The sequence below is a fragment of the Streptomyces sp. YKOK-I1 genome (genome assembly GCF_054660435.1).
On sequence record NZ_BAAGDR010000001.1, the window covers coordinates 6,978,378 to 7,003,904 of the forward strand.

Here is a 25,527-nt window from a genome sequence, read left to right on the forward strand (position 1 = left end):
GGCGGTTACGCTCGACGGCATGAAGAAGAGCGTGCTGACCCGCTACCGCGTGATGGCCTACGTCACCGGTGTGCTGCTGGTCCTGCTGACCCTGGGCGTGATCGCCAAGTACGTGCTCGACCTCGACGGCGCCGACGGCTTCACCCGTGCCGTGGGCATCGCGCACGGCTGGCTGTACGTCGTCTATCTCGTCTTCGCCTTCGACCTGGGTTCCAAGGCGAAGTGGCCGGTCGGCAAGCAGCTCTGGGTGCTGCTCGCCGGCACCGTGCCGACGGCCGCGTTCTTCGTGGAGCGCAAGGTGACGCGCGAGCTGGAGGAGCGGGTCGCCGACGCCGCCCCGGACGTCGTCAAGGCGTAGACCGGCGTAATGAAGGCGTAGTCCCCGAGAAGCACCCCCACCGCCGTACGCACGCGTGCGGCGGTTTCGGGCTGCCCCGGGCCGCCCTAGGAGCCGGGCGCGCCCGCCAGTCCCAGCAGCAGGATGCTCGTGAACCCGCGCACCCATTCCTCGTCCGCCGGTTCCGCGCTGACCAGGGTGCGGTGGACCACCGCACCGGCGACGATGTCGAAGATGAGGTCGGCCGTGCGGGCGGCCTCCTCGGGGCAGGACTCCGGGGGGAGTTCGCCGCGCAGCCGGGCCCGGGTGCGGCCCTCCAGGACGAGGTGCTTCTGCGGTTCCACGATGGAGGACCGGATACGTGCGCGCAGGGCCTCGTCGCGGGTGGACTCGGTGACCACCGCCATCAGTCCGCTGCGCGCCTCCGGCAGCGCCAGGATCGCCGCGAACTGGAGCACCACGCCCTCGATGTCGGCGGCCAGGCTGCCCCGGTCGGGGAGTTCCAGTTCCGCGAAGAGCTCGGCCACCGCGTCGACGACGAGTTCGTTCTTGCCGGCCCAGCGGCGGTAGAGGGTCGTCTTCGCCACCCCGGCGCGCGTCGCCACGTCCCCCAGGGTGAGCTTCGACCAGCCCAGCTCGACCAGCGCCTCCCGGGTCGCGGCCAGGATCGCGGTGTCCGCGGCGGCGCTGCGCGGGCGGCCGGCGCGGCCGACGGGGGTACGGCTCTGCATGGACCGACCATAACCGCCGGTTTCGGACCTGCCAGTCCCCCCGGCGCCGTGAGAGAGATCACCGGGAACCCGTGGTGCGCAGGCACTCGGTGCCATTACGATACGACGCGTAGCGAAAGCGTGCGATGCCGCGCGGCGCCCCTCGTGACGGACGTATCACGAGCCGCGGGCAAAGGTGTGGGGTGGGGACCCCGGCGCCTGGGCAGGAACGCTTTCGGAACGCTTTTCGCCTACGCGCGCGGACGGGGGAGGATGGACGCATGCAGCCACGGAACATGTCCATGAGCGGAGTCGTCGACCTCGCCGCGGTGAAGGCGGCCCAGGAGGCCAAGGCGAAGGCGGAGCAGGCGCGCGCCGAAACGGCCCGGCAGGGCGGCGCGGGGGCCGTCTCCCCGGCCGATCTCGTCATCGACGTCGACGAGGCGGGCTTCGAGCGCGAGGTCCTGCAACGCTCCGCCGAGGTGCCGGTCGTCATCGATTTCTGGGCCGAGTGGTGCCAGCCCTGCAAGCAGCTGAGCCCGGTCCTGGAGCGGCTCGCCGTCGAGTACGACGGCCGCTTCCTGCTCGCCAAGATCGACGTCGACGCCAACCAGATGCTGATGCAGCAGTTCGGGGTGCAGGGGATCCCCGCGGTGTTCGCCGTCGTGGCGGGCCAGGCGCTGCCGCTCTTCCAGGGGGCCGCGGGCGAGGCCCAGATCCGCCAGACGCTGGACCAGCTGGTGCAGGTCGCCGAGGAGCGGTTCGGGCTCACCGGTCTGACCGTCGACCCCGACGCCGAGCCGGGGGCCCAGGGCCCGGCCGCCGAGGTGCCTGCCGGGCCGTACGACGCCCTCCTGGAGGCCGCCGTACAGGCGCTGGACGCGGGTGACTTCGGCGGCGCGGTGCAGGCGTACAAGAACGTGCTCGCGGATGACCCGGCGAACACGGAGGCGAAACTCGGTCTGGCGCAGGCCGAGTTGCTGCACCGGGTGGGCGGGATGGACCCGCAGCAGGTGCGCAAGGACGCGGCCGAGCAGCCGGGGGACGCGCAGGCGCAGATCGCCGCCGCCGACCTGGATCTGGTGGGCGGTCATGTCGAGGACGCGTTCGGGCGGCTCATCGACACCGTGCGGCGCACGGCCGGCGACGACCGGGACGCCGTACGGCTGCGTCTGCTGGAGCTGTTCGAGGTCGTCGGGCCCGACGACCCCCGGGTGGCGGCGGCGCGGCGGGCGCTGGCGCGTGCCCTGTTCTGACGCGGGCGGCGGCCGGGCCTGACCAGTCGCTAAACGTCGGGGGCCTGTGGTTCCCCAGTGAAAATTCAGCCCAGATGGTTCCCGTGCGGCCGCGCTTTACCAAATCTTGGTAATCGCGGCCGCTGTTACTGGAAGTAAGACCGGGGCGTTGTTCTGTCGGGTTCTGTCCGTCCATCAACAACTTTGTGCCGGGCCCTGTTGACACCCTGAGTCGCCGCCCGAGATCTCTGGGTCGTTGCTCGGTTATCTGTCCGTTACTAGCGAGTAACGAACCCCCTTGTGCGGGCGGCGAGAATGGACCACGATCGGCCACGCTCGGTCCATTCCCGTACCCCGACAGCCGGTTGGGTACAACGGGTTTTCCTGGGTCCCCACCGAGCAGGGTCCACGGCACACGCCGCGGGCTCTTGGACAGGGGGGTCTTCGCCGCTCGGTGGAGCCTGTCCAGCAAGGTTGTGCGTGATGCGTGTCAGGCGCGACCAGTGGTTGTCGCTCGGGGGTGATCGCCGGTGATCGGTGCGCGGTACGCGCCTCCGAGACGGGCGCTCCCCTTCCCGAGGACGTAGCACTTCTCCCATCCCTGTCCGGCTGAGCCGCCGCATAAGTGGGGCGAGCCGGGGCCAGGAGATGTACGTCCGAGAAGGAGGAAATATGGAGTCCCAGGTGCGTGGCGGGACCAGATGGAAGCGGTTCGCGCTGGTCATGGTGCCCAGCGTCGCCGCCACGGCAGCGATAGGCGTCGCCCTGGCACAGGGTGCGCTGGCCGCGTCGTTCAGCGTTTCGGGTCAGTCGTTCAAGGTCAAGGCCGACTACATCCACGGCACGGGCTTCTCGCAGTACGGAGCCATCGACGCGGGCAAGACGCTGGACGGCAAGGACACGATCCACCCGGTCGCGGTGTCGGCGTTCTCCAAGGCCCGCATCCAGAACATGTGTCAGTCGGTCGTCACGCCGAACATCCCGCTGCTCGGCTCGGTCACGCTGACGCTCTCGGCGGGCGACAGCAGTGACGAGGACAAGCAGGTCTCGGCCTCGAACCTGTACATCGACGTCGAGGACCTCGGCGCCGACAACGCGGTGTTCAACGGTCTCGACATCGGCGTCCAGGCCGGCTCGATGACGAACCCGCCCATGAAGGGCGGCAACGAGAAGGCCAACCCCTACGGCTTCGGCCAGCAGGCCACGTCCGTGGACCTGTACGGCGTGAAGCAGACGGCGTGGGCGACCACCGCCGGAACCTTCACCCTGCCCGGGCTGAGCATGAAGCTCTCCGCGGGCTCCAACCCGTGCTACTAAGCACTCGGTGACGGGCGGGGGAGGCCGAAAGGCGCCCCCGCCCGCATCTCTCCGACCGGGTCTTCGAGCACGGTCCCGTGCAGCGACGGAAGACCCCCCTCACAGAGCAACACCGCACCAGGGAGCTGTTTCCATGAGCGCCGAGACTCCTGCTGCACCCAGCCAGTTCACCCGCTGGAGGCTGCAGTTCCGCGCCTGGCGCGGCATGAGGCCGTTCTGGGCCGGTCTGTTCATGATGATCGGCGGCGTCCCGATCATGTACTTCCCGTACGCGCACCTCACGATCGGTCAGCTGACGATCCGCATGTCCACCACGGCCGGTGCGGGATCGCTGATCATCGGAGTCCTGCTCGTCGTGCTGGGCGTCAGCGTCTGGTTCCAGCAGCACATTCGCACCTTCGCGGGTGTCGCGGCGATCCTGCTGGCCCTGGTGTCCCTCCCGGTCTCCAACTTCGGTGGCTTCGTCGTCGGCTTCCTCTTCGGGCTGATCGGCGGTGCGATGGCCATCGCGTGGGTGCCGGGGGCCCCGCCGGAGCCGCAGGCGGAGCAGACGCCGGAGGGCCTGGGCGACGCGCCCGAGAGCGCCGTCACGGACCTCACCAAGGCCGACGACGCGCCCGCTCGCCCCGAGGCCGCTGACGCACCTGCCCGCTTCGAGGCCGACGGCGGGCCGGAAGAGCCGAACGACATGTCAGAAACGAGCCCGGCGAACGGGGCGAACGGGAGGCACAGTGTCGGCTGACGAGGTGACGCACGGGGCGGACGCGGAGGCGTCCCGTGTGAGAACCGGGCCACGCCACGCGGCACCCAGGAAGCCGCTGCTCGCCAGGATCCACCTGCCGGCGGGCAAGGCGATCGCCCTGGCGGCGATGCCGACGGCCGTTCTCATGGGCATGGGGTTCACCCCGACGCTCGCGCGCGCGGACGACCAGCCGACCTCGAAGAGCCTCACGGCCGAGGAGTACGAGGCCTGCGTCGACGCCATGACGGCCGAGGCGTCGGCCTCCGCGTCGCCCTCGGCCTCCGAGACGTCGGCCGACGCCACGGACGAGTCCACGAGCGACACGAAGGAGTCGACCTCCAAGGACACGACCTCCAAGGACGACGACAGCGCCTCGGACGGCTCCTCCTCGTCGGATTCAGGTTCCGACGACACGGCCGAGCCCTCGCCGTCGGCCTCCTCCGAGGCCGCCTCCTCGACGGACACCTCGGCGTCGTCCTCCGACGACACCGCGACGGCCAGCCCGTCGGCCACGGAGACGAGCAAGAGCGTCCTGGAGACCATCGGCGACGCCATCAAGGACGTCTTCGACGGCGACAGCTCCGACGACGCGACCGCGACGGCGAGCCCGTCGCCCTCCGCGTCCGCCTCGGAGAGCGCCACGGACAACGGCACGGACACGTCCTCGGACTCCTCCGACGCCACCAAGGAGACGACCGAGAAGACCAGCGGCACGGTGAAGGACGCCGCGAGCGAGGCGGCTGCCGCCGCCGACGCCGCCGACACCGCGACGGAGTCCGCCGAGTCCGCCGACGCCTCGGCCAGCGCCTCGCCGAGCCCCTCCGCGAGCGCCACCACGGACGTCGAGGACTGCCCGGTCGCCACGGAGGACGAGAGCGGGGTCGACAACAAGCTGCCGCTGCCCGACGACCCCTGGTACCTCAACGCCAGTTCGCTGCTGCTCAAGGGCGCCGACTACCAGGGCATAGTCAAGGTGAAGACGTCCAACGGCAAGACCAAGCAGGTCCTGAAGTACGTCATCTCCGGCGGCACCGACATCGGTGACCTGCACCAGACCGTGATCGACAAGCAGGCGGGCAAGACCTACCACGTCCAGGCGGGCAAGGGCACGACGTCCACGATCAAGGACGGCGACACGGTCATGTACACCGAGAGCATCTCGGGGAACCTGTTCGGCCTGATACCGGTCACGTTCACCCCGGACAACCCGCCGCCGCTGAACATCCCGCTGATCTACTTCACCAACGTGAAGGTCCAGCAGGCAGGCCAGTTCGGCGGCACGCTGACCGTACCCGGCCTGCATCAGTACATCAGCTGATCCGCCGGGTCACAGAGCCACTTCGGGAGCCGCTCACAGCTGAGGGCGCCCCCCTGTCACAGGGGGGCGCCCTCAGCGCTGTGCACGTCCCTTGTGGGGAACCGCGGTTCAGTCGATCGCGCCGCCGCCCAGGTGGTGGACGCGGAGCATGTTGGTGGTGCCGGGGACGCCGGGGGGCGAGCCGGCGGTGATGATGACGGTCTCGCCCGGGTTGAAGCGGTTGATCTTCGCGATCTCCTGGTCGACCATGTCGACCATCTCGTCGGTGGAGTTGACGAAGGGGACCACGTGGGACTCGACGCCCCAGCTGAGCGTCAGCTGGTTGCGGGTGCCCTCGTCGGTGGTGAAGGCGACGATCGGCTGCTGCGCGCGGTAGCGGGAGAGCCGACGGGCGGTGTCACCGGACTGGGTGAAGGCCACCAGGCCGCGGCCGCCGAGGAAGTCGGCGATCTCGCACGCGGCGCGCGCGATCGAACCGCCCTGCGTGCGCGGCTTCTTGCCGGGCACGAGGGGCTGGAGGCCCTTGGAGAGCAGCTCCTGCTCGGCCGCGGTGACGATCTTCGACATGGTCTTCACGGTCTCGATCGGGTAGGCGCCGACCGAGGACTCCGCCGACAGCATGACCGCGTCCGCGCCGTCCAGGATCGCGTTGGCCACGTCGGAGGCCTCGGCGCGGGTCGGACGGGAGTTGGTGATCATCGACTCCATCATCTGGGTCGCCACGATCACCGGCTTGGCGTTGCGCCGGCACAGCTCGATGAGGCGCTTCTGCACCATGGGGACCTTCTCGAGCGGGTATTCGACGGCGAGGTCGCCACGGGCGACCATCACGGCGTCGAACGCCATCACGACGTCCTCCATGTTCTCCACCGCCTGCGGCTTCTCCACCTTGGCGATGACGGGCACCCGGCGGCCCTCCTCGTCCATCACGCGGTGGACGTCGGTCACGTCCTTGGCGTCACGGACGAAGGACAGCGCGACCATGTCGCAGCCCATGCGCAGCGCGAAACGGAGGTCCTCGACGTCCTTCTCGGAGAGCGCGGGCACGTTGACGGCCGCGCCGGGCAGGTTGATGCCCTTGTGGTCGGAGATGACACCGCCCTCGATGACGATCGTCTTCACCCGCGCGCCCTCGACGTCGAGGACCTTCAGCTCGACGTTGCCGTCGTTGATCAGGATCTGGTCGCCGCGGTCGACGTCGCCGGGCAGGCCCTTGTACGTCGTGCCGCAGATCGTCTTGTCACCGGGGACGTCCTCGGTGGTGATGGTGAACTCGTCACCCCGCACCAGCTCCACCGGACCCTCGGCGAAGGTCTCGAGACGGATCTTCGGGCCCTGGAGGTCGGCGAGGACACCGATGGCCCGGCCGGTCTCCTTGGAGGCGGCCCGGACCCGGTCGTAACGGCCCTGGTGCTCGGCGTGCGTGCCGTGGCTGAAGTTGAAGCGGGCCACGTTCATGCCGGCTTCGATCAGGGAGACGAGCATCTCGTGGGAGTCGACCGCGGGGCCGAGAGTACAGACGATTTTCGAACGGCGCATGGGGCGATCCTATCGGTTTGTTTCGCTACGGAATAATGCGTCTGGCGGAAGATACAAATGGGCGGGTTGGTGCTCAGTTGCTTTCCGGCTCAGTTTGTCCGTACGACCAATGCATACGTCTGCGTGGCGATCTCGAGTTCCTCGTCCGTCGGCACCACGGCGACCGCCACCCGGGCGTCCGCGGGCGAGATCAGCCGGGGCTCGTCGCCCCGTACGGCGTTGAGCCCGCCGTCCACCGCCAGGCCCAGGGTCTCCAGGCCCGCGACGGCCGCCGCGCGCACCTCGGCCGCGTTCTCGCCGACCCCCGCGGTGAACGCCACCGCGTCCACCCGCCCGAGGACGGCGTAATAGGCGCCGATGTACTTCTTCAGACGGTGAATGTAGATGTCGAAGGCGAGCCGCGCCTGTACGTCGCCCTCGTCGATCCGGCGCCGGATCTCCCGCATGTCGTTGTCGCCGCACAGTCCGACCAGCCCGCTCTTCTTGTTGAGAAGAGTGTCGATTTCGTCGATGGACATTCCGCCAACTCGTGCCAAATGGAAGATGACGGCGGGATCGACGTCCCCGGAGCGCGTTCCCATCACCAGTCCCTCCAGCGGCGTCAGGCCCATCGAGGTGTCCACGCACCGGCCCCCCTCGACCGCGGACGCGGACGCCCCGTTGCCGAGGTGCAGCACGATGACGTTCACCTCTTCGGGTGCCCTGCCGAGCAGCTTCGCCGTCGCCCGGGAGACGTACGCGTGCGAGGTCCCGTGGAAGCCGTAGCGCCTCACCCGGTGCGCGTCGGCGGTCTCCACGTCGATCGCGTAGCGGGCGGCGGCCTCCGGCATCGTCGTGTGGAAGGCGGTGTCAAACACGGCGACCTGGGGCAGATCGGGCCGCAGGGCCCGGGCGGTGCGGATCCCGGTGAGGTTGGCCGGGTTGTGCAGCGGCGCGACCGGGATCAGCCGCTCTATCTCGGCGAGGACCGTGTCGTCGACGACCGTCGGCTCGGTGAACAGCTTCCCGCCGTGCACCACCCGGTGCCCGACGGCGGCCAGCTCGGGCGAGTCCAGCCCTAGCCCGTCCCGCGCCAGTTCTTCCGATACGGCCTTCAGCGCGGCGCCGTGGTCGGCGATCGGCCCGGTCCACTCGCGGGTCTCCCCGCCGGCCGCGAGCGGCGTGTGCTTCAGCCGTGAGGTCCGCTCACCGATGCGCTCGACGAGCCCGCTCGCCAGCCGGTCGCCCTCCCGCATGTCGAGCAGCTGGTACTTCACCGACGAGGAGCCGGAGTTGAGGACGAGGACACGGGTCGCGGTCACTGCTGGGGAGCCTTCTGGTCGAGGGGCTGGTCGAGGGTCTGGGCCTGGATCGCCGTGATGGCGACGGTGGTGACGATGTCGGGGACGAGCGCGCCCCGGGACAGGTCGTTGACGGGCTTGCGCAGTCCCTGGAGCACCGGCCCGACGGCGATCGCGCCGGCCGAACGCTGCACGGCCTTGTAGGTGTTGTTGCCGGTGTTGAGGTCCGGGAAGATCAGCACACTGGCCTGGCCCGCCACCTCGGAGCCCGGCAGCTTGGTCGCCGCGACACTGGGCTCGACCGCGGCGTCGTACTGGATCGGCCCCTCGATCTTCAGATCGGGCCGCCGGGAGCGCACCAGCTCGGTGGCCTCGCGCACCTTGTCGACGTCGGCGCCCGACCCGGACGTGCCCGTCGAGTACGACAGCATCGCGATCCTCGGCTCCACGCCGAACTGGGCGGCGGTGGCGGCCGACTGGATGGCGATGTCGGCGAGCTGCTCGGCGTTCGGGTCGGGGTTGACCGCGCAGTCGCCGTAGACGAGGACCTTGTCGGCCAGGCACATGAAGAAGACGGACGAGACGATGTCCGCGTCCGGCTTGGTCTTGATGATCTCGAAGGCGGGCCGGATGGTCGCCGCCGTGGAGTGCACGGACCCGGAGACCATGCCGTCCGCGAGTCCCTCCTGCACCATCAGCGTGCCGAAGTAGTTCACGTCGGAGACGACGTCGTACGCCAGCTCCACCGTGACGCCCTTGTGGGCGCGGAAGTGCGCGTACCGCTCGGCGAAGGCGTCCCGCAGCTCACTGGTCGCCGGGTCGATCACCTGGCAGCCGCCCAGGTCGATCCCGAGGTCGGCGGCCTTCTTGCGGATCTGGTCCTGCGGCCCGAGCAGGGTGAGGTCGCAGACGCCGCGCCGCAGCAGCACCTCGGCCGCGTGCAGCACCCGCTCCTCGGTGCCCTCCGGCAGCACCACCCGCCGCCGGTCGGCGCGGGCCTGCTCCAGCAGCTTGTGCTCGAACATCATCGGCGTGACCCGGTCGGTGCTGGGGGCGGAGACGCGCTTGAGGAGCTCTGCGGTGTCGACGTGCCGCTCGAACAGCCCGAGCGCGGTCTCGGCCTTGCGCGGGGTCGCCGCGTTCAGCTTGCCCTCCAGGGAGAACAGCTGTTCGGCGGTGGGGAAGCTGTTGCCGGGCACCGACAGGACGGGGGTGCCGGGGGCCAGCCGGGCGGCGAGGGTGAGGATCGCGTCGCTGGGGACCTCGTCGAGGGTGAGCAGCACCCCGGCGATCGGCGGGGTCCCGGCGCTGTGCGCGGCGAGCGAGCCGATGACCAGGTCGGCCCGGTCGCCCGGGGTGACCACCAGAGCGCCCGGGGTCAGGGCGTTGAGGAAGTTCGGCAGCATCGCGCCGCCGAAGACGAAGCCGAGGGCGTCGCGGGCGAGCCCCGAGTCGTCGCCGAGCACCACCCTCGCGCCGAGCGCGTGGCTGACCTGGGCGACGGTCGGCGCGGACAGGGCGGGCTCGTCGGGCAGCACGTAGGAGGGGACGGGCAGCCGCTTCGCCAGCGCCTCGGCCATCTCGTCCCGGTCCTCGCGGGCGACCAGGTTGGCGACCATGGCGAGCACGTCGCAGCCGAGCGCCAGATAGGCGCGGTAGGCGTTGCGCGTCTCGGCGAGGACGGACTCCGCGGTCTGCTTGCGGCCGCCGACCACGGGGATCACGGACGCGCCGAACTCGTTGGCGAGGCGCGCGTTGAGGGCCAGCTCGTCGGGGAACTGGGTGTCGGCGTAGTCCGTGCCCAGGACGAGGACGACGTCGTACTCCCGGGCGACCCGGTGGAACCGCTCGACGAGGGTGGAGACCAGTTCGTCCGCGCCCTGCTCGGCCTGGAGGGTGGACGCCTCGTGGTAGTCCATGCCGTAGACCGTCGTCGGGTCCTGGGTCAGCCGGTAGCGGGCCCGCAGCAGCTCGAACAACCGGTCCGGCCGGTCGTGGACGAGCGGCCGGAAGACACCCACCCGGTCCACCTGCCGGGTCAGGAGCTCCATGACCCCCAGTTCGACGACCTGCCTGCCGTCGCCGCGGTCGATACCGGTCACGTACACGCTGCGGGTCACGCGAGCACTCCGTTTCGTCTGGTGGTGTGTCGAGGCGGTGTGGGGGGCCGGGATCATAAAAATCGCCCACCTGGGTGAGCAGAACCCTCTTGACAATACCCCTGCGCATGGATAAGGCGCCCGTCAAGAGACAGTGCCCTGGGCGGCGTGGAACAATCGGACCTGGCTCACCGGCATCAACACCCGAGCAGGAGACACACCACGATGCGCATCGGAGTTCTCACCGCAGGCGGCGACTGCCCCGGCCTGAACGCAGTGATCCGGTCGGTGGTGCACCGCGCGGTCGACAACTACGGCGACGAGGTCATCGGCTTCGAGGACGGGTACGCCGGTCTCCTGGACGGCCGTTACCGCAGTCTCGACCTCAACGCCGTGAGCGGCATCCTGGCCCGCGGCGGTACGATCCTCGGCTCCTCGCGGCTGGAGCGGGACCGGCTGCGCGAGGCCTGCGAGTCCGCCTCGGACATGATCCACGACTTCGGCATCGACGCGCTGATCCCGATCGGCGGCGAGGGCACGCTGACGGCGGCCCGCATGCTCAGCGACGCCGGTCTCCCGGTGGTCGGCGTCCCCAAGACCATCGACAACGACATCTCCTCCACGGACCGCACCTTCGGCTTCGACACCGCGGTCGGTGTGGCCACGGAGGCGATGGACCGCCTGAAGACCACGGCGGAGTCCCACCAGCGCGTGATGGTCGTCGAGGTCATGGGCCGCCACGCGGGCTGGATCGCCCTGGAGTCGGGCATGGCGGCCGGCGCCCACGGCATCTGCCTGCCCGAGCGCCCCTTCGACCCCGCCGACCTGGTCAAGATGGTCGAGGAGCGCTTCGCGCGCGGCAAGAAGTTCGCCGTGGTGTGCGTGGCGGAGGGCGCCCATCCCGCCGAGGGCAGCATGGACTACGGCAAGGGCGAGATCGACAAGTTCGGCCACGAGCGCTTCCAGGGCATCGGCACGGCCCTCGCGTACGAGCTGGAGAGGCGGCTCGGCAAGGAGGCCCGGCCGGTCATCCTCGGCCACGTCCAGCGCGGCGGCGTCCCCACGGCCTACGACCGCGTCCTCGCCACCCGCTTCGGCTGGCACGCCGTTGAGGCGGCCCACCGCGGCGAGTTCGGCAGGATGACGGCCCTGCGCGGCACCGATGTGGTCATGGTCCCGCTGGCCGAGGCGGTCACCGAACTGAAGACGGTCCCGAAGGACCGGATGGACGAGGCGGAGTCGGTCTTCTAGGCGTCCCCCGGCGCGAGTTGGCCGGATGGCGTCGTCGGGCGCCTCGGCGACCCCTGGAACGGCCGTGAGCCGGCCGACGCGGATGCGGGCCCGGGTGCCGTACGGGGCAGCTGTCGGCTGCTGCCCACCACCGGCCCGTACATGCTCAAGGACGTGTTCTCCCCGGCCCTGTGCGGCGCGGACCCAGACGGCGACCAGGGTGTGTACGGAGCGGTCATCGCCCCTTCCCCGCCGCCCCCTTCACCCACCGGTACACCAACTCAGGCCTGCCCACCTGCCCGTACAGCGGCTTGCGTTCGGCGCGGCCCGCCTCCACCAGGTGCTCCAGATAGCGCCGGGCGGTGATCCGGGAGATGCCGACCGTCTCGGCGACGCCCGCCGCCGTAAGGCCTTCCGGGGCCTCGCGGACGGCCTCCGTGACGCGTTCCAGCGTCGGGGCGCTCAGGCCCTTGGGCAGGGCCGCCGGGGTCGGGGCGCGCAGGGCGGCGAGGGCCCGGTCGACCTCGTCCTGGCCGCTCGCCTCGCCGGCCGCGCCGCGGAACTCCGCGTAGCGGACCAGCCGGTCGCGCAGCGTCGCGAACGTGAAGGGCTTCAGTACGTACTGGACGACGCCCAGGGAGACGCCCTCGCGGACCACCGTCAGATCGCGGGCCGAGGTCACCGCGATGACATCCGCGTGATAGCCGGCCGCCCGCAGGGAGCGGGCCAGTTGGAGGCCGTGCGCGTCCGGCAGATGGAGGTCGAGGAGGAGCAGGTCCACCGGGGTGCGGTCGAGCAGGCGCCGGGCCTCCGCACCCGTGTGCGCCTTCCCGACCGCGACGAACCCCGGCACCCGCCCGACGTACATGACATGCGCGTCCGCGGCCACCGGATCGTCCTCGACGACCAGCACTCTGATGGGCCCACCCGGTACTTCCGGTGTCTCCGGCACTTCCGTCATCCTTTGCCTCCTGGTACCGCCGTCGCCCGCCGCAACGGCAGCCGCACCATGAACGCGGCCCCGCCGCCGTCCGCCTCCGTCACCGACAGCGTCCCGTCGTGCCGGTGCACGGCCTGCCGGACGAGGGCGAGACCGAGACCACGCCCCCCGGGACCCGACGGCTTCGTCGAGAAGCCCCGTTCGAAGACCAGGGAGGCGTGGGCAGGATCCACCCCCGCGCCGGTGTCCGCCACCCCCAGCAGCAACTCGTCCCCCTCCGTGCGCGCGGTCACCGTGACCCGCGCCCGCACACTGCCCTGCGCCGCGTCCACCGCGTTGTCGATGAGGTTGCCGAGGATGGTGACCAGGTCCCGGGCCGGCAGCGACGGCGGCAGCAGACCGTCGTCCAGTCCGCTGTCCTGCGACACCACCAGCTCCACGCCCCGCTCGTTGGCCTGGGCCGTCTTGCCCAGCAGCAGCGCCGCGAGGACGGGCTCGCTCACCGCCGCCACCACCTGGTCCGTCAGCGCCTGGGCCAGCTCCAGCTCCGCCGTGGCGAACTCGACCGCCTCGTCCGCCCGGCCCAGCTCGATCAGCGAGACCACGGTGTGCAGCCGGTTCGCCGCCTCGTGCGCCTGGGAGCGCAGCGCCTGGGTGAAGCCCCGCTCGGAGTCCAACTCACCCATCAGGGACTGGAGTTCGGTGACGTCCCGGAGCGTCACGACCGTACCCCTGCGTTCTCCGCCGGACACCGGTGACGTATTGATCACCAGCACCCCCGCCGCCGTCAGATGCACCTCGTCCACCCGGGGCTCGGAGGCCAGCAGCGCGCCCGTCAGCGGGGCCGGCAGCCCCAGGTCCGCCACCGACCTGCCCACGACGTCCCCCGGCACCCCGAGCAGCTCCCGCCCGCCGTCGTTGATCAGCGCCACCCGGTACTGCCCGTCCAGCATCAGCAGCCCCTCGCGCACCGCGTGCAACGCCGCCTGGTGGTAGTCGTGCATCCGGCTCAGCTCGGCGGCGTTCATCCCGTGGGTGTGCCGGCGCAGCGAGGCGTTGATGACGTACGTCCCCACCGCGCCCAGCAGCAGCGCGCCCGCCGCCGCCGAGAACAGGGCCGTGACCTGGTCCTGGACCCGCTTGCTGATCGCCTCCACCTTGATCCCCGCGCTGACCAGCCCGATGATCCGGTCGCCGTCCTCGATCGGGGTGACCGCCCGCACGGACGCGCCCAGCGTGCCGGTGTACGTCTCCGTGAAGGTCTTGCCCGCCAGGGCCTTCGCCGTGTTGCCGCGGAAGTGCTGGCCGATCTCCTTCACCTCCGGGTGGGTCCAGCGGATGCCCTCCGGATTCATGATCGTCACGAAGTCGACCTCGGTGTCCTTCATGACGCGCATCGCGTACGGCTGGAGCTCGGCCGTCGGGTTCGCCGTACCGATGGCCGTCCGCACCGACGGGGAGTCGGCGACCGAGCGGGCCACCGCCGTGGCCTGGCGGCCCGCGGCCTCCTCGGCCTGGGTGCGGTCGCTGACGTACGTGAACAGCGCGTACCCGGCCACGAGCACCGCTATCAGCACGGCCTGCATGGCGAAGAGCTGGCCGGCCAGGCTGCGGGGTCTCGGTACACGGACGGGGAGGCGCATGTCGTCAGTGTGCCTCCCGTGTTAAGCGCGAACTAAATGAACGTAAGGGTGACCGCCCTCACAGGCCCGGCGATAGTCACTGCATTCCCCTTATCTCCCCGGACGTGAGCCGCACGCCGGTGATGCCGACGAAGACGTCAAGGAGGGCAGCCGTGGCCGCCAGCACCACCCCCAATACGGCACCTGCCGCACCCGCTGGGAAGCGGGACCGCACCCACTATCTCTACATCGCCGTCATCGCCGCCGTGGCGCTCGGCATCGCCGTGGGTCTGATCTGGCCCGACCTGGGCGTCGAGCTCAAGCCGCTCGGCACCGGGTTCGTGAGCCTGATCAAGATGATGATCTCCCCGATCATCTTCTGCACGATCGTGCTCGGCATCGGCTCCGTACGGAAGGCCGCCAAGGTCGGCGCCGTCGGCGGTATCGCGCTCGGCTACTTCCTGGTGATGTCCCTGGTGGCGCTGAGCATCGGCCTCGTCGTGGGCAACATCCTCCACCCGGGCGAGGGACTGCAGCTCACCGACGCGATCAAGGCCACCGGCCACGACCAGGTCTCCGACGAGGCACTGCCGCCGGTCGAGTTCGTCCTGTCGATCATCCCGACCACGTTCCTGTCCGCGTTCACCGAGGGCCAGGTCCTGCAGACCCTGCTGGTCGCCCTGCTCGCCGGCTTCGCGCTCCAGGCCATGGGCAACGTCGGCCAGCCGGTGCTGCGCGGCATCGAGCACATCCAGCGGCTTGTCTTCCGCATCCTCGCCATGGTGATGTGGGCCGCCCCGATCGGTGCCTTCGGCGCCATCGCCGCGGTCGTCGGCTCGGCCGGCCTGGACGCGCTCAAGAGCCTCGCCGTCCTGATGCTCGGCTTCTACGTCACCTGCTTCCTCTTCGTCTTCATCGTCCTCGGTGTGCTGCTGCGGGCGGTCGCGGGCCTGAACATCCTGGTCCTCTTCAAGTACCTCGCCCGTGAGTTCCTGCTGATCCTGTCCACCTCCTCCTCCGAGTCCGCGCTGCCGCGCCTCATCGCGAAGATGGAGCACCTCGGTGTCAGCAAGCCCGTCGTCGGCATCACCGTCCCGACCGGCTACTCCTTCAACCTCGACGGCACCATGATCTACATGACCATGGCGTCCCTCTACATCGCCGACGCCCTGGGCACCCCGATGTCCATCGGCGAGCAGATCCCCCTCCTCCTCTTCCTGCTCCTCGCCTCCAAGGGCGCGGCGGGCGTCAGCGGCGCCGGTCTGGCCACGCTGGCCGGCGGGCTCCAGTCCCACAAGCCGGCCCTGGTGGACGGCGTCGGCCTGATCGTCGGCATCGACCGCTTCATGAGCGAGGCCCGCGCCCTGACGAACTTCGCGGGCAACGCGGTCGCCACCGTCCTGGTCGGCACCTGGACCAAGGAGATCGACAAGGCCCGCGTCCAGCAGGTCCTCGCCGGTGAGCTGCCCTTCGACGAGAAGACCCTGCTCGACGAGGGCGAGACCGTCACCGGCGGCGAGGTGCCCGAGCCCCGCGAGGAAGGCGAGAAGGAACTCGCGAAGGCCTGAGCCGTACCCCACGCACCACCCTCGCAGGACCCCCGAACCCCGGGTGTCCGGCCCCGCCTGAACCGGGGCCGGACACCCGGACAAGGCCCGGGCGGCCGAGCACTCCCCCGTAGCTCGGCCGCCCGGCTTTTTCGTGTGTCCGGGGTCCGGATCCTCACCCTTGCGGATCCTCACCCTTGCGGATCCTCACCGACCTCTTACCCGCCTCCACTAGCCTGCCGCGCCGACAGCGCGACGGGAGGCACGGGGGATGAAGATCGACTGGGACCGGCGGACCTGCGCCCGGCGCGGGCATGTGACGTACGCGCCGGACGAGCCGGCCCTGCGGGTGCGGCTGAAGGCGCAGACCGCGCTCGGCGAGGTCTGGCGCTGTCTGCGCTGCGGCGACTTCGTGCTCGGCGAGCCGCACGGCGCGGGACCCGCCGCCGGCGCCCCGCTCGTCCCGCGCGGCAAGGTGCTCCGGGACCTGTTCGTGCTCCGCTTCCTCGCGATCGAGCGGGCCGTGCGCGGAGTGTTCGTCGTGCTGGTCGCGGCGGCCGTGTGGAAGTTCAGCAACTCCCGCGACGCGGTCCACCGCCTCTTCGACGAGTACCTCGACGTCTTCCGCCCGGTCTTCCGGCACTTCCACTACGACCTCGACCACTCACCGGTCGTCGGCACCCTGCAGAAGACCTTCGGCTACCGGCACTCCACCCTGATGCTGGTGGCGGGGCTGCTCCTCGCCTACGCGCTGATCGAGCTGGTCGAGGCGGGGGGCCTCTGGTACGCCAAGCGCTGGGCGGAGTACCTGACGGTCGTCGCCACCGCCGCCTTCCTCCCTCTGGAGATCTACGAGCTCACCGAGCACGTCAGCTGGCTGAAGATCGGCACGCTGGTGCTCAACGTCCTCGCCGTCCTCTACATCCTGCTGACCAAGCGGCTGTTCGGGCTGCGCGGCGGGCATCGCGCCTTCGAGGCGGAACGCCGCGGCGCGTCCCTGCTGGAGGTCGAGGAGTCGGCGGGGCTGCCGGTGGGTGAACCGCTCTTGCCCTGACGTCGGCGTCAAGCCGTACGGTCGTGGGCATGCGAATCGGCGAGCTGGCCGCACGGGCCGGGACCACCACGCGGACGCTGCGGTACTACGAGTCACGGGGGCTGCTGCCCGCGCGGCGCGGCGAGAACGGCCACCGGACCTACGACGAGGACGACCTGAAGCTGCTGCGGCAGATCAGGACGCTCCAGGACTTCGGGTTCGGCCTGGAGGAGACCAGGCCGTTCGTGGAGTGTCTGCGGGCCGGTCACCCCGAGGGCGACTCGTGCCCGGCGTCGCTCGCGGTCTACCGGCGCAAGCTGGACGAGCTGGACGCGCTGATCGGGGAACTGCGGTCGATCCGGGCCCGGATCGGAGTGCGGCTGGCCACGGCCGGAGGCGAACCACCGTTGTGCGAACTGGGAGGGCAGGAGCTGTGATCGAAGTGGACGGTGTGGCCGCGGTGACGGACGCGGACTTCGCGTCGGAGGTGCTGGGGGCGGATCTGCCGGTGCTGGTGGAGTTCACCGCCGACTGGTGTCCGCCGTGCCGGCAGATGGGGCCGGTGCTGAAGGCGCTCGCCTTCGAGGAGGGGGACCGGCTGAAGGTGGTGCAGCTGAACGTGGACCACAATCCGGAGACGACCAACGCCTACAAGGTGCTGTCGATGCCGACGTTCATGGTGTTCCGGGGCGGTGAGCCGGTGAAGGCGATGGTGGGCGCCCGGCCGAAGCGCCGACTGCTGGAAGAGCTGTCCGACGTGCTCTGACCATGCTCTGACCTGGTCCTACGCAAAGAAATCCCCCGGACAATTGCGTCCGGGGGATTTCTTTGCGTATATTCGATGGTTCGCGACTTCGTAAGAATTGAGTCGCAAATAAGTTCAGTGAGCACAGTATATCCGGGCGGGAGCGGAATTGTCAAACACCGGCTTTCCAGACAGTGAATTGCGGCGCGAGCAGGAATTCATCGACGGCCTGTACGCCCGTGTGGACGCCCTGCGCGGGGACACCGAGGCCTCCGTCGGTGACGCGCTCGCACAGGGGAACACACCCATGCAGGCCCGCCTGGAGCGGGACATCCTGGTCGCCGAACGCTCGGGGCTGCTGGCCGCGCTCAACGCCGTCGACGGCTCGCTCTGCTTCGGCCGGATCGACCTGACCTCGGGCGTCAGCCACCACATCGGCCGGATCGGACTGCGCGCCGACGACACCGACCGCACCCCCGTGCTGATCGACTGGCGGGCGGCCGTGGCCCGCCCGTTCTACCTGGCCACCGGGCACACCCCGCTGGGCCTGCGCCGCCGCCGGCACCTGAGCACCGAGGGCCGTACCGTCACCGCCCTGCACGACGAGATCCTCGACCTCGGCGACCAGGAGCGCACCGGCCACGAGGACCCCACCGGCGACGACGTCCTGCTCGCCGCGCTGAACGCCGCGCGCACCGGCCGGATGCACGACATCGTGCAGACCATCCAGGCCGAACAGGACGAGATCATCCGCGCCCCGCACCGGGGCGTCCTGGTCGTCGAGGGCGGCCCCGGCACCGGCAAGACCGCCGTCGCCCTGCACCGCGCCGCCTATCTCCTCTACGAACACCGCGAACTGCTCGCCAAGCGCGCCGTCCTCATCGTCGGCCCCAACCCCGCCTTCCTCGGCTACATCGGCGAGGTGCTGCCCTCCCTCGGCGAGACCGGTGTGCTGCTGGCGACCGTCGGCGAGCTGTTCCCCGGCGTGAAGGCGACGGCGACCGACACCCGCGAGGCCGCCGCGGTCAAGGGCCGCGCCGACATGGCCGACGTGCTCGCCGAGGTCGTCCGGGACTGGGAGTCGCTGCCCGATCCGGTGATCGCCATCGAGCACGACCGGGAGGTCCTGATGCTCGACGACGGCCTGGTGAAGGTCGCGCGCGAGCGCACCCGGGCCGCGCGGCTGCCGCACAACGTGGCCCGGGAGCACTTCGAGGGCCACATCCTCAACACCCTCACCGAGCTGTACGCCGAGCGCGTCGGCACCGACCCCTACGACGGCTCCAGCCTCCTCGACGCCAGTGACATCACCCAGATCCGCGACGAGCTGGCCGAGAACCCCGAGGTGTGGGCCGCGATCGACCAGCTCTGGCCGCGGCTGACCCCGCAGCGCCTGGTCGCCGACTTCCTCGCCGACCCGGTCGGCTACCTCCCCGACGAGGACGCGGCCGCCGTGCGGCGCCCCGTGACCCGGGCCTGGACCGTCGCGGACGTCCCGCTGCTCGACGAGGCCGCCGAGCTGCTGGGCTGGGACGAGCGGGTGGCCCGGGCCCGCGCGGAGCGGGAGCGCGAGACACAGGTGGCGTACGCCCAGGGCGTGCTGGACGTCTCCTACGCCTCCCGGACGTACGAGTTCGAGGGCGTCGACGACGAGGACAGCGAGGTGCTGTCCGCGCACGACATCATCGACGCCGAACGCTTCGCCGAGCGGCAGGAGGAGGACGACCACCGCAGCGCCGCCGAGCGCGCCGCCGCCGACCGGACCTGGGCGTTCGGGCACATCATCGTGGACGAGGCGCAGGAGCTGTCCCCGATGGCCTGGCGGCTGCTCATGCGACGCAGCCCGACCCGCTCGATGACCCTGGTCGGCGACCCCGCGCAGACCGCGGAGGCGGCCGGTGTCGGCTCCTGGGCGAAGATCCTCCAGCCGTACGTCGAGGACCGCTACGAGCACACCCGCCTCGGCGTCAACTACCGCACCCCCGCCGAGATCATGGACGTCGCGGCGGCCGTCGTACGCGCCGAGGACCCGGACTTCGAGCCGCCGAGCTCGGTGCGCTCCACCGGGCTACGGCCCTGGGCGCGCGCCACCGACGACCTGCCCGAGGCGGTCGCCGAGGCGGTGAAGGAACTGACGCCCGCCGAGGGCAGGCTCGCCGTCATCGCCCCGCGCCATCTGCACCGCAGGCTCGCCGCCCGGCTGGACGGGGTGACCGCGGGCGCCGAGCCGGACCTCACCCGGACCGTCGTGCTGCTCGACCCGCGCCAGTCCAAGGGCCTCGAATTCGACTCGGTGCTGGTGGTCGAGCCGGGCCTCTACGGCACCAGCGACCTCTACGTCGCCCTCACCCGCGCCACCCAGCGCCTCGGCGTGGTCCATACCAAGGAGCTGCCGAAGGCGCTGGTGGCAGCCCTGGCGTAACGCGGGATCACCAAGACGTAACAGTTCGTGCCGTGATCACTGCGCGTGCACGGCCGGTGCGGTAAGCGTTGCCGTATGGAAGCCCAGCCCCACGCCACCGCACCGGCCGACAGCCCCGACCTCGGCTCGCTGGCCGTCCAGCCGCTGCTCACCGCGGAGTTCGACGCCGACCCCGGCGCGGTGTACCGGCGGCTGCGCGCCACGTACGGCCCCGTGGCGCCCGTCGGCCTCATGGGCGTACCGGTGTGGCTCGTTCTGGACTACCGCGAGGTCCTGGAGGTCCTGAAGAACGAGAGCCAGTGGCGGCGGGACGTGCGGTACTGGCGGGCCCGGGCTCAGGGCGAGCTGCCGCACGACTGGCCGCTGCTCGCGGGCTACGAGGTGCGCCAGACGATGTTCATGGACGACGAGGAGCACCGCGCCGCCCGCCGCACCCACCACGCGGCCCTGCGCCCCTTCCAGGACCCCAAGAGCCCCGTCGGCTGGGAACTGCGCCAGGCCGTCGCCCGGTACGCCGACGAACTCGTCGCCCTGCTCGCCGCCGAGTCGGGCCGCACCGGCCACTGCGACCTGGGCGCCCAGTACACCCGCCCGCTGCTGCTGATGGTCACCACGAAACTCTTCGGCTGCCCGGTCGACCTCGGCGACGAACTGGTCATGGACCTGTGGCGGATGCTGGACGGCGGCCCCGACGCGGGCCCCGCCACCGGCCGGGCGCTGGCCGCCTTCACCCGGCTCGCCGCCCACCGCCGCGCCCGCCCCGGCGACGACCTCACCTCGTACCTGATGCTGGCCGACCCGGACCTCGACGACGAACAGCTCGGCCGGGAGCTGTTCATGAACGCCGTCTACCTCAACGACATCACCGGCAACATGGTCCTCAACACCCTGCTGGAGGTGTTGCGCGGCAACGCCACCGTGCGCCGCAGCCTGTCGGCGGGCCAGCTCGGCGAGACCGTCAACCGGGCCGCCCTCGCCAACCCGCCGGTCGCCAACATGTGCTTCCGGTTCGCGGCGCGGGACGTGCGGCTCGGCCGGTTCTGGATCCGCGCGGGCGACATCGTCTCCCCGTCCTCCGCCGCCGCCCACCAGGACCTGCTGGCCATCGGCTCCTCCACGATGGTCGGCTCCACCGTCTCCACCCGGGCCCACCTCGGCTGGGGCGCCGGCCCCCACCAGTGCCCGAGCGCCGCCCGTGAACTCGGCGCCCTGATCGTCTCCACCGCCGTCGGCCGGGTCTTCGACCACTTCGCCAAGGCCGAACTCACCCTTCCGCCCGACCAGTTGCCCTGGCGCTCCGGCCCGGTGGTGCGCGGCCTGAAGGTCCTCCCGGTCCGCTACGAGCTGTCCCCCGACACCCCGGCCCTGCACCGCCCCGACCCGGACCTCCTCCCCGCCGTTTCCCACCAGGAGAGCCAGGCGAGGGGACTGCTGGCGGCACTGCGACGGCTGATGTTCGGCGGCAAGAAGGAGGGCAAGGAGAGTTAGGGCCCTTCTGATGGATCTCCGCGGCGTCGCGACGCCCGGCACGCACTCTCGCCGCACCGGACAAAAGCCCTAGTAGCTCCGCTACGAGGGCTTCCGCCCGGCACTCCCCCAGCCTTCGGCCGGGGGGACCCCCAGAGCACGCACCGAACGCCGCTCCTACTCCCACGGAGATCCATCAGAAGGGCCCTAGGCCGGTCGCAGCCACACCGTCGCGAGGGGTGGCAGCGTCAGGCGGATGCTGGCCGGACGGCCGTGCCAGGGCTGGGCTTCCGGCTTCACCGGGTCGGGGTGACCGACGCCGCTGCCGCCGTAGCGTTCGGCGTCGGTGTTGAGGATCTCGTGCCAGGCGGGGATGTCGTCGGGGACGCCCAGACGGTATGCGTGGCGGACGACCGGGGAGAGGTTGGAGACGGACAGCAGCGGCGCGCCCTCCGCGTCGAGGCGCAGGAACGCGAAGACGTTGTCGTCGGCGGCGTCCCCGACCACCCACTCGAAGCCGGCCGGATCGGTGTCCCGCTGCCACAGCGCGGGCGTCGCCCGGTAGGCCGCGTTGAGGTCGCGGACCAGGTCGCGCACCCCCCGGTGGTCCGGTTCGGCCCCGTACGCCGAGTCCAGCAGCCACCAGTCCGGTCCGTGCGCCTCCGACCACTCCGCGCCCTGCGCGAACTCCTGCCCCATGAAGAGCAGTTGCTTGCCCGGATGGGCCCACATGAAGCCCAGGTAGGCCCGCAGGTCGGCGCGCTGCCGCCACCAGTCGCCCGGCATCTTCGACACCAGGGAGCGCTTGCCGTGCACCACCTCGTCGTGGGAGATCGGCAGCACGTAGTTCTCGCTGTACGCGTACACCATCGAGAACGTCATCTCATGGTGGTGGTACTTGCGGTGCACCGGCTCATGGGCCATGTACTGGAGCGAGTCGTGCATCCAGCCCATGTTCCACTTCAGCCCGAAGCCGAGCCCGCCGAAGCCGCTCGGGCCGCGATGGTGGGTGGCCCGGGTGACGCCGTCCCACGCGGTCGACTCCTCGGCGACCGTCACGACCCCCGGGTTGCGCCGGTAGACCGTCGCGTTCATCTCCTGGAGGAACGCCACCGCGTCCAGGTTCTCCCGGCCGCCGTGCTCGTTCGGCGTCCACTGGCCCGGCTCGCGCGAGTAGTCGAGGTAGAGCATCGAGGCGACCGCGTCCACCCGCAGCCCGTCGATGTGGAACTCCTCGCACCAGTACGTGGCGTTGGCGACCAGGAAGTTGCGCACCTCGTGCCGCCCGAAGTCGAACTCCAGCGTCCCCCAGTCGGGGTGCGCGGCCCGCAGCGGGTCCTCGTGCTCGTACAGCGGCCGCCCGTCGAACTCCGCGAGCGCCCACTCGTCGCGCGGGAAGTGCGCAGGCACCCAGTCCATCAGGACGCCGATGCCCGCCCGGTGCAGCGCGTCCACCAGGCACTTGAAGTCGTCCGGGGTGCCGAGCCGGGCCGTCGGCGCGTAGAACCCGGTGACCTGGTAGCCCCAGGAGCCGCCGAAGGGATGCTCGGCGACCGGCATCAGCTCCACATGCGTGAAGCCCAGGTCGCCGACATAGGAGGGGAGCTGCTCGGCCAGCTGCCGGTACGTCAGCCCCGGCCGCCAGGACGCGAGATGGACCTCGTACACCGAGAACGGGGCCTCGTGCACGGGTATCTCCCCCCGCCGTGCCAGCCACTCCTCGTCGCCCCACTCGTACCGCGAGGCGTGCACGATCGACGAGGTCGCGGGCGGTACCTCCGTGCGCCGGGCCAGCGGATCGGCGCGCAGGGTGTGCGAGCCGTCCGGGCGGGCGATGTCGAACTTGTACAGCTCACCCTCGCCGACCCCCGGCAGGAACAGCTCCCACACCCCCGAGGAGCCCAGCGAGCGCATCGGACACCCGGTGCCGTCCCAGAAGTTGAAGGACCCGGCCACCCGCACCCCGCGCGCGTTCGGCGCCCACACCGAGAACCGGGTGCCGGGCACCCCCTCGTGGACCGTCGGGTGCGCGCCGAGCGCCGTCCACAGCTCCTCGTGCCGGCCCTCGCCGATCAGATGCAGGTCCAGCTCGCCCAGCGTGGGCAGGAAGCGGTACGCGTCCTCGGTCTCCAGGGTCGTGCCCTCGTACTCCACCAGCAGCCGGTACGCCGGGACCTCCGTCAGGGGCAGCAGCCCCGAGAAGAAACCGTCCCCGTCGTCGTGCAGTGCCGCCCGCAGCCCGCCCGCGACCACGGTGACCGACCGCGCGTACGGCCGGAGCGCACGGAAGACGACCCCGCCGGGCCGCGGGTGCGCGCCCAGCACGGAGTGCGGGTCGTGATGGGTGCCGTGGAGCAGCCGCTCACGGTCGGCGGCGTCCGGGGCGGGGGAGAAGGCGGGTGCGGGCGGCTGCACCGGAGGTTTCCCCTTCCTTCCGGTCTTCCCGGCGGCCTTCTTGCCCTTCTTCGGGGGCTTCGGGGGAGTCACGTGCGGGGCCTCCTCAAGGCTGTTCGGGTGCGGCGAGGCGCTCTACGGCGGACAGCGGAACGGGCAGCCAGTCGGGTCGGTGCCGGGCCTCGTAGACGACCTCGTAGACCGCCTTGTCCGTCTCGAAGGCCCGCAGCAGCACCGGATCGGTGCGAGGATCGCGGCCCGCCGCCTCGGCGTACCCCGAGCAGTACGCCGACCGGCAGGCGTGCGCCCAGCCGGGAACCGGCCGCTCGCACGCGTGGGCCGCGTAGTCGAAGGACCGCAGCATGCCCGCCACGTCCCGCACCGCGGGCTGCGGCATCCGGCGCTCCGCCGGCGGCCGGGCCGGCTCCCCCTCGAAGTCGATCAGCGACCACTGCCCGGACGGCGCCCGCAGACACTGCCCGAGGTGCAGATCCCCGTGCACGCGCTGCGCGGTCCAGGTCTGCCCCTCCGCCGCCAGATCCGCCAGCGCGGTGAAGGCGGTGCGCAGCGCGGGCGCGTACGGTCGCAGCGCCGGCACCGCCCGCGCCGCCGCCTCCAGCCGTACGACCATCCCCTCGGCCATCGGCTGTATCTGCGCCGGTCCGAGGGTCACCGTGGGCAGCGCCCGGGCCAGCGCCCCGTGCACCTCGGCGGTGGCCCGCCCCAGCGCCCGCGCCTCCGCGCCGAAGTCCTCCCCCTTGGCCAGCTCCCGCAGCGCCAGCTCCCAGCCGTCCGTCGCGCCCTGCACATAGGGCTGGAGCACCCCGAGGACGTACGGCTCGCCGGCGCCGTCCGCGCCCTCCTCCGGGTTCATCTCCATCCAGGCCGTCGGCGCCGGCACCCGGGGGCAGCCCTCGCGGGCCAGCGCCAGGGGCAGCTCCAGGTCGGGATTGATCCCGGGCGCGACCCGGCGGAACAGCTTCAGGATGAACGTATCTCCATAGACGACCGACGAGTTCGACTGCTCGGCGGTCATCAGCCGCGGGACCAGACCGGACCGGATCTCCTGCGCGGGGTCGCGTTCGCAGCGCAGGGCGCCGATCCGGGCCCGGGAGCGCAGCGCCTCAAGGAGCAGCTCGGCGGGCCGGGTGTCGTACAGGGCGTCGTACACCGTCCGCCCGGCGAGCGGTCCATGGGTCACATGGCCGATCAGCGCGGGTGCCAGCCGGGGCGGCAGGGCCTCGCGGATCCCGATCAGCAGCTGGTAGCGGTCGCCGGGGGTGTCCGGCTGGTGGGCGCGCAGCACCAGGTGGTACAGGCCGAGCCGGGCGTCGGCCGGCAGCAGCTCGGTGGCCGCGACCAGCGAGAACCCGGTGACCGGGCGGCCCTTGCCGGCGAACCAGCGCTGCCGTGGCAGCCACTCCCGCAGCAGCGGGTCCAGTGACGCGAGGAGGCCCGGGCTGATCGTGCCGGAACCGCCGGAACGTGTGACAGTCTTCGCCATGGCGTCACATTCCTTTCCCCGGGTGGTCGGGGTGTCACTGATGCGT

The 25,527-nt window shown here is 71.1% G+C and carries 20 protein-coding genes; 12 read left to right on the forward strand and 8 right to left on the reverse strand.

The features are described from left to right. Positions 1-19: 19 nt before the first annotated feature. A complete protein-coding gene (locus ACYQ8Q_RS31260) occupies positions 20-358 on the forward strand; it encodes a DUF3817 domain-containing protein (RefSeq protein ID WP_340376141.1) in 339 nt (112 codons plus the stop codon). Between the two features lie 86 nt (positions 359-444). On the opposite strand, the gene ACYQ8Q_RS31265 is transcribed toward ACYQ8Q_RS31260, so the two are convergent. Next, a complete protein-coding gene (locus ACYQ8Q_RS31265) occupies positions 445-1,068 on the reverse strand; it encodes a TetR/AcrR family transcriptional regulator (RefSeq protein ID WP_460069588.1) in 624 nt (207 codons plus the stop codon). Positions 1,069-1,328: 260 nt separating this feature from the next. Here ACYQ8Q_RS31265 and ACYQ8Q_RS31270 point away from each other — a divergent pair, with 260 nt between their 5' ends. From ACYQ8Q_RS31270 to ACYQ8Q_RS31285, 4 genes are all read left to right on the forward strand, one after another. After that, complete coding sequence (locus tag ACYQ8Q_RS31270) at positions 1,329-2,303, forward strand: tetratricopeptide repeat protein (RefSeq protein WP_460069589.1); 975 nt, start codon at positions 1,329-1,331, stop codon at positions 2,301-2,303. 651 nt (positions 2,304-2,954) lie between these two features. Continuing rightward, on the forward strand, positions 2,955-3,599 hold the full coding sequence (locus tag ACYQ8Q_RS31275; RefSeq protein ID WP_460069591.1) for a DUF6230 family protein: 645 nt from the start codon (positions 2,955-2,957) through the stop codon (positions 3,597-3,599). Between the two features lie 133 nt (positions 3,600-3,732). Continuing rightward, positions 3,733-4,341, forward strand: a complete 609-nt coding sequence (locus tag ACYQ8Q_RS31280; RefSeq protein WP_460069593.1) for a DUF6114 domain-containing protein — start codon at positions 3,733-3,735, stop codon at positions 4,339-4,341. Beyond that, positions 4,331-5,659: a hypothetical protein gene (locus ACYQ8Q_RS31285; protein WP_460069595.1), complete on the forward strand. Its 1,329-nt coding sequence runs from the start codon at positions 4,331-4,333 to the stop codon at positions 5,657-5,659. Before ACYQ8Q_RS31280 ends, ACYQ8Q_RS31285 begins: the two co-directional genes overlap by 11 nt. A 108-nt stretch (positions 5,660-5,767) precedes the next feature. Here ACYQ8Q_RS31285 and pyk read toward each other — a convergent pair whose 3' ends face one another. The 3 genes from pyk to pta form a co-directional block, all read right to left on the reverse strand. Then, positions 5,768-7,198, reverse strand: coding sequence for a pyruvate kinase (gene pyk / locus ACYQ8Q_RS31290; protein ID WP_460069597.1), 1,431 nt, complete (start codon positions 7,196-7,198; stop codon positions 5,768-5,770). A gap of 89 nt (positions 7,199-7,287) precedes the next feature. Continuing rightward, positions 7,288-8,499 (reverse strand): acetate kinase, encoded by a 1,212-nt coding sequence (locus ACYQ8Q_RS31295; protein WP_460069599.1) that lies wholly within the window; start codon positions 8,497-8,499, stop codon positions 7,288-7,290. Next, positions 8,496-10,598: a phosphate acetyltransferase gene (pta, locus tag ACYQ8Q_RS31300; RefSeq protein ID WP_460069600.1), complete on the reverse strand. Its 2,103-nt coding sequence runs from the start codon at positions 10,596-10,598 to the stop codon at positions 8,496-8,498. Before pta ends, ACYQ8Q_RS31295 begins: the two co-directional genes overlap by 4 nt. 204 nt (positions 10,599-10,802) lie before the next feature. Between pta and ACYQ8Q_RS31305 the strand changes: the two genes are divergently transcribed. Then, positions 10,803-11,828 carry an ATP-dependent 6-phosphofructokinase gene (locus tag ACYQ8Q_RS31305; RefSeq protein ID WP_460069602.1) on the forward strand — a complete coding sequence of 342 codons (1,026 nt, stop codon included), beginning with the start codon at positions 10,803-10,805 and terminating at the stop codon, positions 11,826-11,828. A gap of 214 nt (positions 11,829-12,042) precedes the next feature. Here the strand turns inward: ACYQ8Q_RS31305 and ACYQ8Q_RS31310 are convergent, their stop codons facing one another. Then, positions 12,043-12,768 carry a response regulator gene (locus ACYQ8Q_RS31310; protein ID WP_460069604.1) on the reverse strand — a complete coding sequence of 242 codons (726 nt, stop codon included), beginning with the start codon at positions 12,766-12,768 and terminating at the stop codon, positions 12,043-12,045. Then, complete coding sequence (locus tag ACYQ8Q_RS31315; RefSeq protein ID WP_460069605.1) at positions 12,765-14,390, reverse strand: sensor histidine kinase; 1,626 nt, start codon at positions 14,388-14,390, stop codon at positions 12,765-12,767. The genes ACYQ8Q_RS31310 and ACYQ8Q_RS31315 overlap by 4 nt, the downstream gene beginning before the upstream one ends. 122 nt (positions 14,391-14,512) lie before the next feature. On the opposite strand from ACYQ8Q_RS31315, the gene ACYQ8Q_RS31320 reads away from it, so the two are divergent. The 6 genes from ACYQ8Q_RS31320 to ACYQ8Q_RS31345 all read left to right on the forward strand — a co-directional run bounded on the left by ACYQ8Q_RS31320 (position 14,513) and on the right by ACYQ8Q_RS31345 (position 21,604). After that, the gene (locus tag ACYQ8Q_RS31320) at positions 14,513-15,937 is read left to right on the forward strand and encodes a cation:dicarboxylate symporter family transporter (protein ID WP_460073571.1); all 1,425 of its coding nucleotides are present in this window, start codon (positions 14,513-14,515) and stop codon (positions 15,935-15,937) included. A gap of 250 nt (positions 15,938-16,187) precedes the next feature. Next, the gene (locus ACYQ8Q_RS31325) at positions 16,188-16,970 is read left to right on the forward strand and encodes a DUF2127 domain-containing protein (protein WP_460069608.1); all 783 of its coding nucleotides are present in this window, start codon (positions 16,188-16,190) and stop codon (positions 16,968-16,970) included. Positions 16,971-16,999: 29 nt separating this feature from the next. After that, complete coding sequence (locus ACYQ8Q_RS31330; protein ID WP_460069610.1) at positions 17,000-17,386, forward strand: MerR family transcriptional regulator; 387 nt, start codon at positions 17,000-17,002, stop codon at positions 17,384-17,386. Then, complete coding sequence (locus tag ACYQ8Q_RS31335; protein WP_460069611.1) at positions 17,383-17,715, forward strand: thioredoxin family protein; 333 nt, start codon at positions 17,383-17,385, stop codon at positions 17,713-17,715. The genes ACYQ8Q_RS31330 and ACYQ8Q_RS31335 overlap by 4 nt, the downstream gene beginning before the upstream one ends. Positions 17,716-17,893: 178 nt before the next feature. Then, positions 17,894-20,116, forward strand: a complete 2,223-nt coding sequence (locus ACYQ8Q_RS31340) for a HelD family protein (RefSeq protein ID WP_460069613.1) — start codon at positions 17,894-17,896, stop codon at positions 20,114-20,116. A 75-nt stretch (positions 20,117-20,191) separates the two neighbouring features. After that, positions 20,192-21,604: a cytochrome P450 family protein gene (locus tag ACYQ8Q_RS31345; protein WP_460069615.1), complete on the forward strand. Its 1,413-nt coding sequence runs from the start codon at positions 20,192-20,194 to the stop codon at positions 21,602-21,604. Positions 21,605-21,790: 186 nt separating this feature from the next. Here ACYQ8Q_RS31345 and glgB read toward each other — a convergent pair whose 3' ends face one another. Both glgB and ACYQ8Q_RS31355 read right to left on the reverse strand, forming a co-directional pair. After that, on the reverse strand, positions 21,791-23,998 hold the full coding sequence (gene glgB, locus ACYQ8Q_RS31350) for a 1,4-alpha-glucan branching enzyme (protein ID WP_460073572.1): 2,208 nt from the start codon (positions 23,996-23,998) through the stop codon (positions 21,791-21,793). An 85-nt stretch (positions 23,999-24,083) separates the two neighbouring features. Further along, positions 24,084-25,481: a maltokinase N-terminal cap-like domain-containing protein gene (locus tag ACYQ8Q_RS31355; protein WP_460069617.1), complete on the reverse strand. Its 1,398-nt coding sequence runs from the start codon at positions 25,479-25,481 to the stop codon at positions 24,084-24,086. Between the last annotated feature and the right edge of the window lie 46 nt (positions 25,482-25,527).

Bases quoted from the DNA above. Each gene is read 5' to 3' on its own strand.
- ACYQ8Q_RS31260 (WP_340376141.1), top strand. From the start codon at position 20: ATGAAGAAGAGCGTGCTGACCCGCTACCGCGTGATGGCCTACGTCACC.
- ACYQ8Q_RS31330 (WP_460069610.1), top strand. From the start codon at position 17,000: ATGCGAATCGGCGAGCTGGCCGCACGGGCCGGGACCACCACGCGGACG.
- ACYQ8Q_RS31305 (WP_460069602.1), top strand. From the start codon at position 10,803: ATGCGCATCGGAGTTCTCACCGCAGGCGGCGACTGCCCCGGCCTGAAC.
- ACYQ8Q_RS31270 (WP_460069589.1), top strand. From the start codon at position 1,329: ATGCAGCCACGGAACATGTCCATGAGCGGAGTCGTCGACCTCGCCGCG.
- ACYQ8Q_RS31280 (WP_460069593.1), top strand. From the start codon at position 3,733: ATGAGCGCCGAGACTCCTGCTGCACCCAGCCAGTTCACCCGCTGGAGG.
- ACYQ8Q_RS31275 (WP_460069591.1), top strand. From the start codon at position 2,955: ATGGAGTCCCAGGTGCGTGGCGGGACCAGATGGAAGCGGTTCGCGCTG.
- ACYQ8Q_RS31355 (WP_460069617.1), bottom strand. From the start codon at position 25,481: ATGGCGAAGACTGTCACACGTTCCGGCGGTTCCGGCACGATCAGCCCG.
- ACYQ8Q_RS31320 (WP_460073571.1), top strand. From the start codon at position 14,513: ATGCCGACGAAGACGTCAAGGAGGGCAGCCGTGGCCGCCAGCACCACC.
- ACYQ8Q_RS31265 (WP_460069588.1), bottom strand. From the start codon at position 1,068: ATGCAGAGCCGTACCCCCGTCGGCCGCGCCGGCCGCCCGCGCAGCGCC.
- ACYQ8Q_RS31315 (WP_460069605.1), bottom strand. From the start codon at position 14,390: ATGCGCCTCCCCGTCCGTGTACCGAGACCCCGCAGCCTGGCCGGCCAG.
- ACYQ8Q_RS31310 (WP_460069604.1), bottom strand. From the start codon at position 12,768: ATGACGGAAGTGCCGGAGACACCGGAAGTACCGGGTGGGCCCATCAGA.
- ACYQ8Q_RS31345 (WP_460069615.1), top strand. From the start codon at position 20,192: ATGGAAGCCCAGCCCCACGCCACCGCACCGGCCGACAGCCCCGACCTC.
- pyk (WP_460069597.1), bottom strand. From the start codon at position 7,198: ATGCGCCGTTCGAAAATCGTCTGTACTCTCGGCCCCGCGGTCGACTCC.
- ACYQ8Q_RS31325 (WP_460069608.1), top strand. From the start codon at position 16,188: ATGAAGATCGACTGGGACCGGCGGACCTGCGCCCGGCGCGGGCATGTG.